A 16,070-nucleotide genomic window follows, 5' to 3' on the forward strand; every position below is an offset into this window, starting at 1 on the left:
CAGACGCTGGACTCTCTCCTGCCAACATTCGTTCCACCGCCCGTCGGCGCAGTTCTTCAAGAACATCATGCGAAAGCGCTCGGCCATCCCCACCCAAAGTCATGAATTACTCCTACCGCAAACCATCAAAGATGTCTAGATACTTGTAATTTGCTTAGTACCTGTCACGCAACAGACCCACCGAGTACCTCCGCTTTGAAGAAGCCGTGCCGACAGCACGACGGACTGCACGGCGATGAGGAAGACCGATTCCCTGAAGAGCCGCAGAGTGAACTTTGAGCAGGTCAGACGCATCCGCAGGGAAAGAGGCCGCCGGGCAATGGTATCCGTCGGCACCGAACACAGAGCCGAGAGCACTCGCGGCGATCCGAATGCCGGGCATAGCAGACAAGTGCCGCAAATTCGCCGCCCAGTGTAAGCGAGTCGACTCATACAGCAACATCGGAATCAATTAGTCGCCAGGCAAGCACGCACGGTTAACATTCTTTCGCCAGAACCGTGACCTTTCGAACATCAACTTGTGATCTAGCGATTCTGTGTTTAGCGTTCATCCGGTCCGTATCCCACTCGGACCCCACCGTCCGGTACGCCGAAGCCTGCCGCCGGACGCACGGGAAGCTGACAAGGACTCACGGCAGGCGCGGGGGAACCAGGTGAAGTACGCCGTACCCGGACATCGTCCGGGCGACGGCTTGGGGTGAAGCCGTACACGTCCTGTCCCAGGACACCTACGGCCGGGCGACTCCAGCCCGAATCCGACAGCTCACCTCGCAGGCGTATGGAGAGAGCGAACGTTCTGATGCAGTCCAACACCGGCCGGCACCGTCGTTTCAAGCAGTCCCGCACCGCCCGACTGGTGGTCGCCGCAGGCGTCACCGGCGCCGGAGTGGCCATGCCCCTCATCGGCTCGACCAGCGCGCACGCCGCGTCCGTCAGCACGTGGGACAAGGTCGCCCAGTGCGAGAGCACCAGCAACTGGAAGATCAACAACGGCAACGGCTTCTACGGCGGCCTGCAGTTCACGACGAGCACCTGGAAGGCCTTCGGCGGCACGCAGTACGCCCCGACCGCCAACCTGGCCACCAAGGACCAGCAGATCGCCGTCGCGGAGAAGGTCCTCGCGTCGCAGGGTCCCGGCGCGTGGCCCGTCTGCTCTGTGAAGGCCGGCCTGACCCGCGGCGGCGGCGCCCCCGACGCCGACACCAAGGTTTCGGCCCCCAAGGCGCAGCAGGCCGAGTCGAAGAAGTCCCCGGCGACCACCGCCCCGGAGCCCACCAAGTCCGTCGAGGTCAAGATCCCGGCGCAGACGCGGACCGAGCCGAAGGCTGAAGCCCCCAAGGCTGAGAGCCCCGAAGCTGAGAGCCCCAAAGCTGAGACCCCTAAGGCTGAGACCCCTAAGGCTCAGACCCCCAAGGCTCAGACCCCTAAGGCTCAGACCCCTAAGGCGGACAAGCTCACCGACGCCGCGTCGTACCTGGTCGCCGCCGGGGACACGCTGTCGCGGATCGCCGAAGGACACAGCGTCACGGGCGGCTGGCCCGCACTGTACGAGGCGAACCGCAGCACCGTCGGCGACAACCCGGACATGATCCTGCCGGGCCAGACGCTGTCGCTGAACGGCGCGACCGCGGCAGCCTCGGCTCCGAAGACCGCAGCCCCGAAGGCCGGGGCCGCTCCGGCCCCGAAGACGCAGAAGTCACAGCCGAAGGCCGCTGAGACCGAAACGAAGGCCGCCCCGAAGACGGACGCGCCGAAGGCCGCCGCACCCAAGACCTCCACGACCACAAAGCAGGCCGCGCCGACCGCCGACAAGGGCTCGGCCACCGGCTACGTCGCCCCGGTCACCGGCCGGCCGCACGGCAGCTACGGATCCGCGGGTTCGGCCTGGTCCAGCGGCCACCACACCGGCGAGGACTTCACCGCGGCGAGCGGCACCACCGTCCGTTCGATCACCACCGGCACCGTGGTCTCCGCCGGTTGGGCCGGGGCGTACGGCAACGAGGTCGTCATCCGCCACGCGGACGGCAAGTTCTCCCAGTACGGGCACCTGTCCTCGGTGTCCGTGCAGGTCGGCCAGCAGGTCGGCGCGGGGCAGAAGATCGCCCTGTCGGGTTCGACCGGCAACTCCAGCGGCCCGCACCTGCACTTCGAGATCCGCACCACCGCGAACTACGGTTCGGCGGTCAACCCGCTGTCCTACCTCCGGGCACACGGCGTCAGCGTCTGAACCACTGCTTGACGCAGTCGGGCCCGGCTCCTCTTCCGAGGAGCCGGGCCCGACTGCGTCCGTGGGCAGACGGATCAGCGGGTCCTGCGTTGTCGCGTGGATTGAACGGGTCAGCAGGTCAGCGGGAGACCTGCGCGCAGCAGGACGATGAAGCCGTACGGGAGACACCGTGCGACCGGGCGAGGCCGTCGCAGGCCACCCTTACGACGTCGCCGCCGGCGCCCCCGCACCCGACTGCGGCTGTGTCCTGGGACCGGTGACCTCGTCCGGCTTCCGCACCGGCAGTGCCTCCGCCCCTTCCGGTGTCACCCGGGTCGCGCCGATGTAGTCGGGCCGGTCGATCGGAGCGAATTTGATGACCGTGCCGGTGTACGGGGCGTTGATCATCATGCCACCGCCGACATAGATGCCGACGTGGTGGATGCTGCGTGGGTCCTTCAGGTTGTATGCGAAGAACACCAGGTCGCCCGGCAGCAGTTGATCACGCGTCGGGTGCCGGCCCGCGTTCCACTGGTCGTTGGCCACCCGGGGCAGTTTGATGCCCACCTTGTCGTAGGCCGCCTGGGTCAGTCCCGAACAGTCGAACCGGCCGCCGTCGGCGGCAGTCCCCTCGCCGCCCCACAGGTACGGGGTCCCGAGCTTCGTCTGGGCGTACTCCACTGCCCCCACCGCCTGCTGAACCGGCATCAGCGGGGACTTGACGACCCCGAAACTGTCCATCAGCGAGCGGATGTTCTTGACGTAGTTCTGCGTCTCCTTGTACGGCGGGACACCGTTGTACTGGATGACGCGGTACGCGCCGGCGTTGTACGCCGCGAGCATGTTGTCGGTCTTGTCCCCCGGCACCTTCGCGGTGTATCTCGCCAGCGCGCAGTCGTACGCCGCGGCGGCGGGGATCGCGTCATCCGGATCGAAGGGGTCCTTACGGCCGTCACCGTCGCCGTCGACAGCCCAATCCGGCCATGTTCCGGGCATGAACTGGGCGATGCCCTGCGCTCCGACGCCGCTGACGGCATTCGGCTTGAATCCGCTCTCCTGGTACAACTGCGCGGCGAGCAGGGCCGGCGAGATCTCCGCACACGTACGCCCAACCCGCTCTATCGCCGCCTGGTAAATCGCCGGAACCGAACCCGGTGCGAGTTCCATGGTCGAACCGTTGGCGGAGGCCGACCCACCAGGCATCCCGGCCGACATCGCAGCTACGCCGACGGTGATCGCGGCGACTAATCCGAACGGTGCGCCGCCCACAACGGCGACGGTGATCCACGCCTTCTTCACAGGAGACCCCCTCGCCGCACACCGACGGGAAACAGCCGGAATCCGGACGCTCGAAGTGCCTTTCCAACCAGATGATCGGTGCTGTATTACCTGCTGTCTGGCGCGTCGCCCTCCCCAGCCGGGCTGTCTACAACGATAATCGACTGACAGTCAGTCTCCCGTCATGCTGGCGGGGTGTCCTCATTACAACTCGAATGCGGGGGCGGTGAACGCAATGTACCTCGGTGCGGGCGACGGCGACATCAACACCATCATCGGAGGGATCGCACCGAACTGGGGGCCTTTTAAGTCCCTCGGTGAACAAGGCAGGACCATGGTCCAGGTCGTCATGGCCGTGGCGATCCTGATCTGCCTGGCGCTCGCCGTGTGGGGTGCCGCCAAGCAGCGCATAGGAGCCACCGCCATGCGGGACAGCTTCAGCGCTGAACAGGGCAAGGGGTTGATCATCGCGGGCCTTACCGGCGTGTTCATCATCGGATCCCTCGGTACGCTTTTTACGATCGTGTACGGAATGGCCGTGTAGGTCGGCCTTATACCCCGGGTCCCCCCAGGCAGGCCTCAAGCGCCGTTCCGGTCCGATACCCCCGTGTCCCAAGGGCGGTGAATTCCGTGGCGTGCGTCCCCACCCGCGGTGCACGCACATCTGTGCTGCGCGGCTCTCCCCCGTTCCCCGGTGCTAGAACGCAGCATTCCGGACGGATGCTCAGGAACGGCGCGCGACCGCGCCGCCTCTGGGAAGATCGACGTGACCTGGGGCTCCGTGCCCGATCCGTCACGTCACCGGAAGGGGGCCGGGTGTGAGCGACGATCAGGAGCCGCGTACACGGCTCAGGTTGCCCGATCCGCCCGCCGCCCGCGCGGCGGTCTCCCCTGACGATTCGTCACGGCCGCGCAATCCGCTGCGCTCCGGCATCGGCGTGCTGGTCGTCATCGCCGTGCTCATCGTCGTTGTCATGGTCGCGAGCAACAGGTCCGACCCCCCGAAGACTCCTGCCGGGGCGAACACCGGCACAGCGGCGAAACAGGTGAACGTGACCCCCGCGACGCCGCCCCGGACCATCGTGGCCGGTGTCGGTACGGGCTACGCCCGGACAAGGGAAGGTGCCGCGTCCGCCGCGGCGAACTACTCGGTGGTCTACGGCTCCGCGGAGATGTTCCGCGACCTGGACCGCAAGGCCATAATCGCCGCGATCGCCGACCCGGCGGCTCGGACCGCCCTGTCACAGCGGGCCGACCAGGCCTTCCGCGCCCAGACGGAGGCCTTCGGGCTCGACCCCAGGGGGGAGGCCCCCAAAGGACTGACATTCGTGTGCCGCGCCCTGCCGGTCGGTACGAAGTCCGTCGTGTACAGCGACTCGGCGGCGACCGTGGAGGTGTGGAGTGCCGGCATCGTCGGCCTCGCCGGGGCAGGTTCCACCAAGCCGGTGAGTGAGGCCTGGTCGACCACCACGATGCGGCTGTCCTGGACGGGCGACGACTGGAAGCTGGTTGATTTCAGCCAGAAGGAGGGGCCCGCTCCGGTGAGTGGTCTGCAGATGCCGTCCGGGCCGGACGAGATCGCCAGGGCCGCGCAGGAGTTCGAGGTGCTGCGCTATGCCCGCTGACCGCACTGGTCCTGTCGCAGGCCGCCGCTTCGGCCTGGTGTTCGCCGCTGTCCAGACCGCCTTGTTCCTCGGCGCGACCGCGGTCTGGGCCGCGCCGACACCGGGTCCGTCCGGCACGCCGTCGCCCAACCCCTCCGGCTCGACCGCCCCCAGCACCGCGCCGCCGGGGAGCGGATCGTCGTACTGCGACGCGATGACCGGCCCGGCCAAGACGTACTGCGAGAACGGTGGGGGCGCCGGGGTGCCCACCCCCAACTCGCTGTCGAACACGGGGGCCCTCGCCGACCCGCTCGGCACGATCGCCAAGGGCTGTGCCGACGCGGCTTCCTGGATCATCGGGAAACTCTCCGTCGCGGTGAATGAGACCACTCAGGTCGACTTCACCAACCCGGGCTTCCTGCGGCAGTACGCCGTGGTGTTCGGTGCCTCGACCTTCCTGACGATCATCCTGTGGCTCCTGGCGGTGGCGAAGCGCGCCGCCCGCGGCGTCCCCATCACAACGGCGTTCTCCGAGGCCATCGGCTTCCTGTGGCTTGCGGTGATCGCTTCGGCCTTCACGCCGCTGGTCCTCTACATGACCGTGTCACTGACGGACGGCATCACCGCGGCCATCGCGTCCGGAACCCAGCAGGACACCGACAAGTTCCTCGGCGGTTTCGGCAAGGCGCTCAGCCCGGACAGCGGGCTCGGCGGCGGTCCGATCATGCTGATCTTCCTGTCTCTGGTCTCCATGGCGGCGGCGGCGCTCCTGTGGCTGGAGCTCCTGGTCCGTGCCGCGATGCTCTACGTCGGCGCGATCCTGGGCACAGCGGTGTACTCCGGGCTGGTGGACCGCGCGCTGTGGCACCACGTCCGCCGCTGGGCCGGGATGATGATCGCCGTCGATCTGATCAAACCGGTGATCGTGATCGTGCTCGGCCTGGCCACCGCGATCAGTGACGGCGGCGGCGAGACTGATGCCTTCACTGCTGTGCTCAGCGGGCTCGCCATCATGATCCTGTCCATCTTCGCCAGCGTGATGATCTACCGGTTCGTACCGAACTTCGGCGACGACATGGCCAGCATCAGCGCGTCCCGCCGAGCCGTCGGCAGTGGCGGCGGCGGGGGTGCCCCGACCGGTCCGGCCACCTATCTCAAGCAGGGCATCCGTACGCACGGATCGCGCGGCTCGTCGGGCGGCGGTGCCCCGGCGGCGGCGAGCGCGGTCAGCTCCGGCATCTCCGCGCACGGCTCACGGGGCAGCGGCTCCAGTTCCAGCTCCGGCTCGGGGGCCAAGCCGCCGAGTCCATCCAGCACACCGCACGCCAGGAACGGAAAAGACTGATGATGTCGAGAGGCCGGGTATGACGACTCAACCCGTCGCCACCAGGCGGCGCACGTTCCTCATCGGCAAGGCCAAGCCGACCGCCGTCATCGGCAAGAACCGGGAGCCGGGCGAGATCTTCCTGCTCGTGTTCGGCGGTGCGCTGGGCATGGTCTTCGGCCTGGCCGCACCGATCCTGCCACTCAAGGTCATGGGCTTGGTCGGCTTCCCGCTGCTCGCCTTCGCCGCAGTGTTCATGCCGTACCGGCGCCGGACGTTCTACAAGTGGTTCGAGATCAACCGCTCGTACAAGCGCATGCTCCGCGCGGGGTCCCGCTACCGTTCGTCGGCGATGGAGGCGGGCACCAGACTCAGCGGCACCACGGTGGAGGTGTCGACGCCCCCCGGAGTGGGCGCGCTGCGCTGGATGCACGTGCCGTTCGGCCCGGACGAGCTGACCATCCTGATGCACCTGGACCGGCGGACGATCACCGCCGCGATCGAGATCGAGGGGCCCGGCGTGGGGCTGCGCGACTCAGAGGACCAGGAAGCCCTGGTCGACCGGTTCGGGACGCTGCTCAAGCACGTCGCCAACAGTGACGGCTTTGTGACCCGGCTGCAGATCATGGCCCGGACACTGGCCGCCGACCCGGACGCCCACGCCAAGGACGTCGCCAGGCGCGGCTCGGTGGACGCCGAGGACTGGATCGTGGACAGCTACGAGAGCCTGCAGTCGATGGTTTCGACGTCCAGTGAGCAGCACCGGGCCTACCTCGTGACGTGCATGCACTACACCCGCGAACTGGCCGCTGAGGCCCGCGCGCTCGGCAAGGGTGACACCGGCCTCGGTGTGGTGATGGCCCGTGAGCTGACCGACGTGTGCGCGCGGCTGATGGAGGCGGACATCCGCGTCCGGCAGCCGCTGGACGAGCAACGGCTGGCCTCGCTGATCCACGGCATGTACGACCCGGACCACCAGATCGACGCGTACGAGGGCATGCAGGCGCGCTATGCCTGGCCGGCCGAGCTCGACGCGACGCATCCGACGTTCCTGATGGCCAAGACCCGCGAGTCTGAGACGGCCGCGCCGTGGTGCCACGCCACGGCCTGGATCAAGGAGTGGCCGCTGACCCCGGTCGGGGTGAACTTCCTCGCTCCGCTCCTGGTCCACACACCGGATGTCATCCGTACGGTCGCGGTGACGATGGACCTCGAACCCACGGACGTGGCCATCGAGCGGATGCTCACCGAGAAGACCAACGACGAGGCCGACGTGGCCAGGGCGGCGAAGATGAACCGTACGGTCGACCCGCGCGACATGGCCCACACCGGGCGCGTAGACCAGCGCGGCGAGGACCTGGCCGGCGGTGCGGCCGGAGTGAACATCGTCGGCTACATCACGGTGTCCGCCCGCACCCCCGACCAGTTGGAGCGGGACAAGCGGACGATCCGCGCCTCGGCCGGGAAGTGCTTCCTCAAGCTGGAGTGGTGCGACCGTGAGCAGCACCGCGCGTTCGTGAACACCCTGCCGTTCGCCACCGGCATCCGTCGCTAATCCTGGGAGGTTCAGCCCATGCCCTCCATCAGTTCCCTGTTCATCGACGGTTTCTCCGGTCTGGTGTTCGGCAAGCAGGAGACCACGCGGCTGCCGGTGCGCACGTCCACCGGGCAGGCGCAGGCGGTCTACCTGCCCACCGCCGCACCCGGCCTGGGCGACTCCGGCGTGATCATCGGCCGTGAGGTGTACAGCGGGAAGGGTTACGTCTACGACCCCTTCCAGCTGTACGGACAACAGCTCCCGGCACCGCACTGGCTGGTGCTCGGCGAGTCGGGCAACGGCAAGTCGGCTCTAGAAAAGACTTACGTCCTGCGTCAGTTGCGGTTCCGCGACCGGCAGGTTGTCGTCCTGGACGCCCAGGGCGAGGACGGCTCCGGCGAGTGGACGTTGATCGCGGACAGGCTCGGCATCAAACCGGTCAAGCTCGACCCCGCGGACGTCTCGGACGGGGCCATCCGGCTCAACCCGCTGGATCCGTCGATCACTTCGACCGGGCAGCTCGCGCTCCTCCGCACGATCATCGAAGTAGCGATGGGCCGTCGGCTTGAGGAACGCGCCGGTTATGCGCTGAAGGCCGCGCACGCCCATGTCGTACGGAATGTCCTGGACCGGCAGCCCATACTTCCGGACATCGTGGAGGCCCTGCGCAACCCCGGTAAGGAGTCCGCCGAACTGCTGAGCCTGCAGGTCGACGACGTCCAGGTCTGGGGCCTGGACGTGGCGCTGGTCCTGGACCGGCTGGTCGACGGCGACCTGCGGGGCATGTTCGAGGGCCCGACCACCGACGGCATCGACCTCGACGCGCCGCTGATCATCTTCGACCTGTCGCACATCGACCGGAACTCCATCGCGATGCCGATCCTGATGGCGATCGTCGGCGTGTGGCTGGAGCACACCTGGATCCGGCCTGACCGGATCAAGCGGATCTTCCTGGTCGAAGAGGCCTGGCACATCATCAACAGCCCGTTCGTGGCCCAGTTGTTCCAGCGGCTCCTCAAGTTCGGCCGCCGCCTCGGGCTGTCGTTCGTCGCCGTGGTCCACCACCTGTCCGATGTGGTCGACGGCGCGGCGGCCAAGGAGGCTTCGGCGATCCTGAAGATGGCTTCCACCCGGACCATTTACATGCAGAAGGCCGAGGAGGCCAGAGCCACCGGCCGGGTGCTCGGCCTCCCCCGCTGGGCCGTGGAGATCATCCCCACGCTGACGCCCGGCATGGCCGTGTGGGACGTCAACGGCAACGTGCAGGTGGTCAAGCATTTGATCACGGACGCCGAACGGCCGCTGGTCTACACCGACCGGGCGATGACCGAGGACGCCATAGACGAGCGCACCCGCGCCGAGGCCGCACTGGCCCGGGACCCCTCGGCGTAGTTCAGTTCAGCGAGACAAGCGGAAGTCGGGGTTCCGCACACCGCCCAATGGGCAAGATGATGACACGCCGGGCCTACCAGCCCGGCGCGTTCCTGATCGTGGTCGGGTCGACCGGTGCGCGGTTCCTCAGACTGCCCGCTGAATCGGCCCGGCCCACCAGTCTCCGCACACCTGAGCTCCGGTGGGACGCCGAGGCCTGAGCCTCACTCCTCGTCGATGCGACCCATCGCGTCCGGCTGGTTCTCCTCGACCCGGACGATCAGGCCGCGCAGGCCCGCGCCGAGGGCGGAGCGCTCCCCGTGGCCGAGGTCCCGCATGACCGCGGCCTCGAAGACCGCGGCCTCCCGGGCTGCACGGAGCCAGACGTCGCGCCCCGCGGCGGTCAGCTCGATGATGACCCGCACCCGGTTGTTCTCGTCCCGGGTCCGGGTGACGAGTTCCTCGGCGACCATGCGGTCGATCCGGTGCGTCATCGCCGCCGGGGTCAGCCCCAGGCTGCGGGCGAGCTCGCCGGGGCTGAGCCGGTAGGGCCTGCCCACCAGGACAAGAGCCTTGAGGACTTCCCACTCGGCGTTGGTGATGCCCAGCGCGGCCAGCTGTCGTCCGTACGCGACGTTCATCCGGCGCGTCAGTTTGTACAGCGCGGCCACGATGATCTCGACCTGCGGGTCGACCTCGGGGAACTCGCGCTGGTAGATCTCGATGTATTCGTCGAGGTCAGCGTCCGGGCCGACCGGGGTTTCAGCAATCTCCACCGGGTCCGCATGATCCACGCCAGCCGCCTCCATGCGCCGAAGTATCCCACGTACAGCATCGTCACTGAACGTACCTGGTTCCTGACCTCTCCAGCAGCCCTGTCAACCGACTGGACGAGATCCATACATCTCCTTATAGTTTAGGTCTGAAGTCTTGACACTTGAGTACTACAGATCTGAGGTCTACAGACCTGAGGACTACAGAGAGAAAGCAGGAGGTGTGCAATGGCGACCCGTGGCGCGCTGGGAAGGATCCAGTTCGGTAACGCGCTGGCCTCGTTCGGCAGCGGTTTTACTGTCCCGTTCCTTTTTGTGTACGTCACGCAGGTACGCGATCTCAGCGCCTTCATGGCCGGCGTCGCGTTCTTTGTCATCGCCGCCGCCGCGCTGATCGTGCTGCCGTTCGTCGGCCCGGTCATCGACCGGCGCGGGCCCAACATCGTGGTGGTCACCGGATCCCTGGTGGCCGCGGTCGGCTCACTGCTGCTCGGCCTCGGGCACGGCAGGGTCATGGTGCTGGTCGGCACCGCCCTGCTCGGTGCCGGTGTCGCCTCCGTCCAGCCGGCGCTGGCCACGATGATCGTGCGGGTCACCGACCCGTTGAACCGTGCCCGCGCCTTCTCGCTGCAGTTCACCTTCAACAACCTGGGCCTGGGCGTCGGTGCCCTCATCGGCGGCTTCATCGTCGACGCCTCGCGCCCCAGCAGCTTTGTCCTGCTCTTCTGCACCGAGGCCACGATGTTCGTGGTGCTCGCCGTAGTCGTCGGCCTGGTGAAGATGCCGGCCGTCGTCCGGGAAGCCTCCCCCGACGGCAAATCCGGCAGCCGTGCCGGCTGGCAGCACATCCTGGGGAACAAGGCCATGGTCCGGCTGTCGATCGTCAGCGCGGTCATCTTCTTCGCCGTGTACGGCCAGTTCGAGGCCGGCATGGCCGCCTTCGCCACCGAGGTTTCGAAGATCCCGCCGAGCATGTTCGGCGTGGCGATGGCCGCCAACACCAGCGTGATCGTCGCCGCACAGCTGTTCGTCCTGAGGGGCACCCACGGGCGCAGGCGCAGTTCCGTCATCGCGCTGACCGGTGTGGTGTGGTTCGTCGCCTGGCTGTTCGCGGCGGCTTCCGGAATCCTGAGCCACAGCGCGCTGTGGGCCGCGATCACCGTGATCACCACGTACGGCCTGTTCGGTCTGGGCGAGGCCCTGCTCGCCCCGACCCTGGGCCCGATGGTCGCCGACCTGGCGCCGTCCCGGCTCCTGGGTCAGTACAACTCGGCGATGTCGCTGGTCAAGCAGTTGTCGATGGCGGCCGGGCCGCTCTTCGGCGGGCTGGTGGCCGCGTTCTCCCTGTGGATTCCGTACCTGATCGCGATGATGGCCTGCTCAATCCTGATCACCTTCCTCGGCCTGCGGCTGAAGAAGGTCCTGACCCCGGTGCAGAACGGCCGGATCGTGGCCGCTTCCGAGAGTGTTTGGGCGACGCCCGCCGAGCGGGAGACCGCCTCGGTGAAGGTTCCCGTCGCCGTCTGAGCGACGTGACCGTTGTGTACATCCGACGCTGAAAAGCGGCGCACCCTGTACACAACGATCAAGTTGCGCCCGGCCCGGTCACAGCGGGAACTCGCACCACACCGTCTTCCCCCCGGCCGGATTCAACCGTGCCCCCCACGACGACGCGATCGCCGCGACCACCGCGATGCCCCGGCCGTCCTCGTCGTCGGCCTCCGCGTGCCTGCGGCGCGGCACATGGTCGTCCGCGTCGGCGACTTCGACGATCAACCGCCGGTCCGTACGGCGGAGCCGCAGCCGCATCGGCGCGGTGCCGTGGGTGAGCGCGTTGCCGACGAGCTCGCTGACCGCGAGCACACTCAGCTCCCGCAGTTCCCCGGTGACCTGCCAGCTCGCCAGCACACCCGAGGTAAAGGCCCGAGCCCGTGCGGCCACTTCGGGACCGCCCAGCAGGTCGAGCGAGGCCACCCGGAACAACATGGCCCGGCTGGCGTCCCGCAGCGGCAGTTGGACCACCAGTACGGCGACGTCGTCGTCGTGTTCGGCGGGCAGCCGCATGTGCTCGACCAGCCGGTCCCGGATCATCTCCGGGGGGCCGGTGGCCCGGGCGAGCGCGGAACCCAGCTCGTCGATGCCTTCGTCGAGGTCCTCGCCCCGGCGTTCCACCAGGCCGTCGGTGTAGAACGCGACGGTGGAACCCGGGTCCAGGCGCACCTCCCCTGACGTGTGCGGCCAGGCCCCACCGGTACCCAGTGGCGGCCCGTTGGCGTCGTCCAGCTTGTGCACACTGCCGTCCTGGTTCCGGACCAGTGGCGGCAGGTGCCCGGCGGTCGAATACGTCAGTACGGCTTCGCTGGGATCGTGCACCGCGTACACGCACGTGGCGATCTGGGTCGCGTCAATCTCCATGGCGAGCCCGTCGAGCAGTTGCAGGACTTCGTGCGGCGGCAGGTCGAGCCTGGCATAGGCGCGAACCGCCGTGCGGAGCTGGCCCATCACCGCCGCAGCCCTGATCCCCCGGCCCATCACATCGCCGATGACCAGCGCCGTGCGGCCCGCGCCGAGTGTGATCACGTCGTACCAGTCGCCGCCGACGGTCGCGTCCGTGCCGCCGGGCAGATAGCGGGCGGCCACCCTGAGATCGTCGGGGTCCTCCAAGCGCTGCGGCAGCAGGCTGCGCTGCAGCGTCACCGCCGCCTGCCGGTGCCGGCGCTCGCTCTCCCGCAGCCGGTCCGTGGCCTGTACCTGGTCGGTGACGTCCACAGCGAAGACCAGCACACCGCGGGACGAGGAGTTCCCGGGGCACACCGGCGCACAGACGAACGTGTAGTGCCCGTGCTGCCGTTCGCTCTCCGGCAGGCCCAGGTAGGACGCCGTCCGGTGGTCCACCCGGTGGGCCCGCACCGTGCGCGGCCTGCCGTCCCGGTACACCTGGTCCATCAGCGCGAGCAGGCCGTGGTCGGCCAGTTCCGGCAGGGTCTCGCGTGCCGTGCCACCGGGCTGCCTGGGCCCGAACACCTCGCAGTAGGCGTTGTTGACGTAAGTGACCTTGTGTGCGGAACCTCGGGTGACGGCGATCAACGCGGGGGCGTGGGCGAGGACGTCGCGCAGCGGGAAGAGGCCTTCCGCCTCCCCTTGCGCCTGGTCCTCCGCCCGCCGCCCGCGGTCCTGCCGCCGCGCCGCGGGCACGGACCACCGCCGCTCGCCGGTCAGCCGTGCGCCCCACCGGGTGATGTTCAACCGCCTGCTTCCTGCCGAGTCCGTACGGTGTCCGCGCTGGTCGGTACGGTGGCCGTACCGCGTCCGCGGGCGTCCGATTGACCCACGATAGCTACACCATGCTTACAGATGCTCACTTCACGCGATGACCCCAGTGTGGGCGAAAGACGGCCACAGGGGAATCACGCTGCGGAAGCGGGCCCCCGTTTGGGGGACAAGCTGGACATCCTTACGCGACTGTCGGACGGGTCTCCGCACCGGTGTTTGGACTGGTCCGCAGAACCGGTCAGTCGCCACGTGACGCGTATTCGAACTCCGCCCTCGGGTGCTCGATCGACCCGAGCGACACAATCTCCCGGCGGAACATCAAAGCCAGTGTCCACTCCGCGGCGATGCGCACTTTCCGGTTCACGGTGGGCACCCGGCTCAGGTGGTAGGTGCGGTGCATGAACCAGGCCGGCCAGCCCTTGGTCTTGATGCCGTACACCTGCGCGACGCCCTTGTGCAGGCCGAGCGAGGCGACCGAGCCCACGTACTTGTGCCGGTATTCCTTCGCCGGTTCGTCCCGCAGCCGCGCCAGGATGTTGTCGGCGAGCACCTTCGCCTGCCGCACCGCGTGCTGCGCGCTGGGGCTGGTGGACTTGCCCGGCTGGGTCAGGTCGGGCACCGCGGCGCAGTCCCCGGCCGTCCACACGCCGTTGGTCCCCTCGACCTCCAGGGTGGCGCGCGCCGCCAGTTTGCCCCGCTCGTCGACGGGCAGGTCGGTGTGGGACAGCATCGGGCTGGGCTTGACCCCGGCGGTCCACACAAGCGTGCTGGCGTCCAGTTCGGTGCCGTCGGACAGGACGACCCGCTTGTCCTTCACCGATTCGAGCCGGGTTTCCAGGCGCACTTCGATGCCCCGGCGCCGCAGTTCGCCGACCGTGTAGCGGCCCATGTCCTCGCCGACTTCGGGCAGGATGCGGCCGGACGCCTCTACGAGGATCCAACGCATGTCCCCCGGAGTGATGCTGGGGTAGTAGCGGCAGGCGAACCGCGCCATGTCCTCCAGCTCGGCCAGCGCCTCCACACCCGCGTACCCCCCACCGACGAAGACGAAGCTGAGCGCCTTGTCGCGGATCGACGGGTCGCGGGTGGAGGAAGCGATATCGAGCTGTTCGAGAACGTGGTTGCGCAGGGCGATGGCCTCTTCGATGGTCTTGAAGCCGATGCCGCACTCGGCGAGTCCGGGGATCGGGAGCGTACGGGCGACCGACCCGGGGGCCACCACCAGGTAGTCGTACTCCAGCTCGTAGGCAGCACCGGCCAGCGGCTCGACCCGGGCGGCCCGGCGGGCGTGCTCGATCGAGGAGACCGCCCCGGTGATGACCCGCACCTTGGGCAGCACCTGGCGCAGTGGGACGACAACGTGCCGAGGCGAAATCGCCCCGGCTGCGGCTTCGGGCAGGAAGGGCTGGTAGGTCATGTACGACTGGGGTTCGACCAAGGTGATCACCGCTTCCCCGGTCTTGAGTCTGCGCTGCAGGCGCAGGGCGGTGTACATGCCGACGTAACCGCCGCCGACGATGAGGATCCTGGCGGGCTTCAGGGTGCGCGTCCGGGCAGTCGTCATGGGGCGATCGTGCCCAACACGTCGCCGGGCAATCCGCCGATCGCCGGATCTGTCGCGAAAGCCCTTACTGGCGACGGGATGCGACGCTCTGTCAGGTATCTTTCACGCCGTGTGCAAATCCCGACAGGATTCACCCCTTGTGCTGACACCGTGTCGGGTACGCTCGGCGGCGGACAGGCAACGGCCAGGTGGTCTAGGGGTCGGCTTCGGCTCCTAGTAGGGGATGGACTGCTTAACCTGCCTCGGGGGACACGACATGGGAAACGCACGAATCCAACCAGCTCGTACGACTTCGGCACGGACATCGCGGGTGACCGTCGACAGTCGTGGCAGCGCGTCCATCCCGGCGGCCAGACGGCCGTTGGGTGAGGGCCGGACTTCGCGACCACCGACCTCGCCCGGCCCGGACGATGGTCTGCGCACCGACGCCCGACGCAATCTGGAACAGGTTCTGCGGGCGGCCCGCGACGTCTTCGGCGAGACCGGCTACGACGCCTCGATGGAGGAGGTCGCCCGCCGGGCGCAGGTGGGGGTCGGGACGATATACCGGCGCTTCCCCGGTAAGGACGCACTGGTCCAGCGGGTGATCGTGGACGAGACCCGGCGGTTGGCCGCAGAGGCTGAGCGGGCCCTGGTCGAGGAGGCCGACCCGTGGGCCGCGCTGACCCGGCACCTGCGGTTCGCGCTGGTTTCCGGTACGGGCCGGTTGCTGCCGATGCTCGGCGGCCGGGTCCCGGTCACCGAGGAGATGACGCGGGCCCGAGCCGATCTGGGCGAGGTCATGGCCCGCCTTGTGGACCAGGCCCAGGAGTCCGGCGCACTGCGCGCGGATGTCTCCGACGCGGACATCTCACTGCTGCTGAGCTGCCTGTTCCCACCGGTCGAACTGCCTTACGGGCAACGGGTGGGCCTCGCGGTGCGCTTCCTGGACATCATGCTGGACGGCATGCGCGCCCAGGGCGCCTCACCGCTGCCCGGCAAGCCGTTCACCCGGCCTGACCTGGAAGGCCTGCTGCTGTACGGGCGGAAATGACCGGTCGCGGGCGGCCAGGCAACGGTAACCAGGCGAAGGCAACGAATTTCGTACGGTCGACCCTGCCGCCCGGTGGCCACTTCCGCGATGAAGAATTCCGTACGGTG

At 68.2% G+C, this 16,070-nt stretch carries 13 protein-coding genes and 1 riboswitch; of the genes, 9 read left to right on the top strand and 4 right to left on the bottom strand.

Going from position 1 to position 16,070, the window contains the following annotated elements:
- Nucleotides 1-616: 616 nt before the first annotated feature.
- Nucleotides 617-791: riboswitch (cyclic di-AMP (ydaO/yuaA leader) on the top strand.
- A gap of 8 nt (nt 792-799) precedes the next feature.
- Nucleotides 800-2,227, top strand: coding sequence for a transglycosylase family protein (locus AC0Z36_RS14750; protein ID WP_485463310.1), 1,428 nt, complete (start codon nt 800-802; stop codon nt 2,225-2,227).
- Nucleotides 2,228-2,428: 201 nt separating this feature from the next.
- Here AC0Z36_RS14750 and AC0Z36_RS14755 read toward each other — a convergent pair whose 3' ends face one another.
- A complete protein-coding gene (locus AC0Z36_RS14755) occupies nt 2,429-3,505 on the bottom strand; it encodes a C40 family peptidase (protein WP_485463311.1) in 1,077 nt (358 codons plus the stop codon).
- A 214-nt stretch (nt 3,506-3,719) separates the two neighbouring features.
- Here AC0Z36_RS14755 and AC0Z36_RS14760 point away from each other — a divergent pair, with 214 nt between their 5' ends.
- The 6 genes from AC0Z36_RS14760 to AC0Z36_RS14785 all read left to right on the top strand — a co-directional run bounded on the left by AC0Z36_RS14760 (nt 3,720) and on the right by AC0Z36_RS14785 (nt 9,541).
- Entirely contained in the window at nt 3,720-4,028 is a 309-nt protein-coding gene (locus AC0Z36_RS14760) for a hypothetical protein (RefSeq protein WP_485463389.1), read from the top strand.
- A gap of 274 nt (nt 4,029-4,302) precedes the next feature.
- Nucleotides 4,303-5,109 carry a DUF8175 domain-containg protein gene (locus AC0Z36_RS14765; protein WP_485463312.1) on the top strand — a complete coding sequence of 269 codons (807 nt, stop codon included), beginning with the start codon at nt 4,303-4,305 and terminating at the stop codon, nt 5,107-5,109.
- On the top strand, nt 5,099-6,433 hold the full coding sequence (locus AC0Z36_RS14770; protein ID WP_485463313.1) for a hypothetical protein: 1,335 nt from the start codon (nt 5,099-5,101) through the stop codon (nt 6,431-6,433). The genes AC0Z36_RS14765 and AC0Z36_RS14770 overlap by 11 nt, the downstream gene beginning before the upstream one ends.
- A gap of 19 nt (nt 6,434-6,452) precedes the next feature.
- A complete protein-coding gene (locus AC0Z36_RS14775; RefSeq protein WP_485463314.1) occupies nt 6,453-7,967 on the top strand; it encodes an SCO6880 family protein in 1,515 nt (504 codons plus the stop codon).
- An 18-nt stretch (nt 7,968-7,985) separates the two neighbouring features.
- Nucleotides 7,986-9,341: an ATP-binding protein gene (locus AC0Z36_RS14780; RefSeq protein ID WP_485463315.1), complete on the top strand. Its 1,356-nt coding sequence runs from the start codon at nt 7,986-7,988 to the stop codon at nt 9,339-9,341.
- A 47-nt stretch (nt 9,342-9,388) separates the two neighbouring features.
- Nucleotides 9,389-9,541, top strand: a complete 153-nt coding sequence (locus AC0Z36_RS14785; RefSeq protein WP_485463316.1) for a hypothetical protein — start codon at nt 9,389-9,391, stop codon at nt 9,539-9,541.
- Between the two features lie 3 nt (nt 9,542-9,544).
- Here AC0Z36_RS14785 and AC0Z36_RS14790 read toward each other — a convergent pair whose 3' ends face one another.
- Complete coding sequence (locus AC0Z36_RS14790) at nt 9,545-10,090, bottom strand: MarR family winged helix-turn-helix transcriptional regulator (RefSeq protein WP_485463390.1); 546 nt, start codon at nt 10,088-10,090, stop codon at nt 9,545-9,547.
- Between the two features lie 231 nt (nt 10,091-10,321).
- Between AC0Z36_RS14790 and AC0Z36_RS14795 the strand changes: the two genes are divergently transcribed.
- Nucleotides 10,322-11,620, top strand: coding sequence for an MFS transporter (locus AC0Z36_RS14795; protein WP_485463317.1), 1,299 nt, complete (start codon nt 10,322-10,324; stop codon nt 11,618-11,620).
- Nucleotides 11,621-11,698: 78 nt separating this feature from the next.
- Here AC0Z36_RS14795 and AC0Z36_RS14800 read toward each other — a convergent pair whose 3' ends face one another.
- Nucleotides 11,699-13,339 carry an ATP-binding SpoIIE family protein phosphatase gene (locus tag AC0Z36_RS14800; protein ID WP_485463318.1) on the bottom strand — a complete coding sequence of 547 codons (1,641 nt, stop codon included), beginning with the start codon at nt 13,337-13,339 and terminating at the stop codon, nt 11,699-11,701.
- A gap of 265 nt (nt 13,340-13,604) precedes the next feature.
- The gene (locus AC0Z36_RS14805; RefSeq protein ID WP_485463319.1) at nt 13,605-14,930 is read right to left on the bottom strand and encodes an NAD(P)/FAD-dependent oxidoreductase; all 1,326 of its coding nucleotides are present in this window, start codon (nt 14,928-14,930) and stop codon (nt 13,605-13,607) included.
- Between the two features lie 310 nt (nt 14,931-15,240).
- Here AC0Z36_RS14805 and AC0Z36_RS14810 point away from each other — a divergent pair, with 310 nt between their 5' ends.
- Complete coding sequence (locus AC0Z36_RS14810) at nt 15,241-15,963, top strand: TetR/AcrR family transcriptional regulator (protein ID WP_485463320.1); 723 nt, start codon at nt 15,241-15,243, stop codon at nt 15,961-15,963.
- Nucleotides 15,964-16,070 lie beyond the last annotated feature (107 nt).

This window comes from Kitasatospora sp. UYEF31, assembly GCF_057291755.1.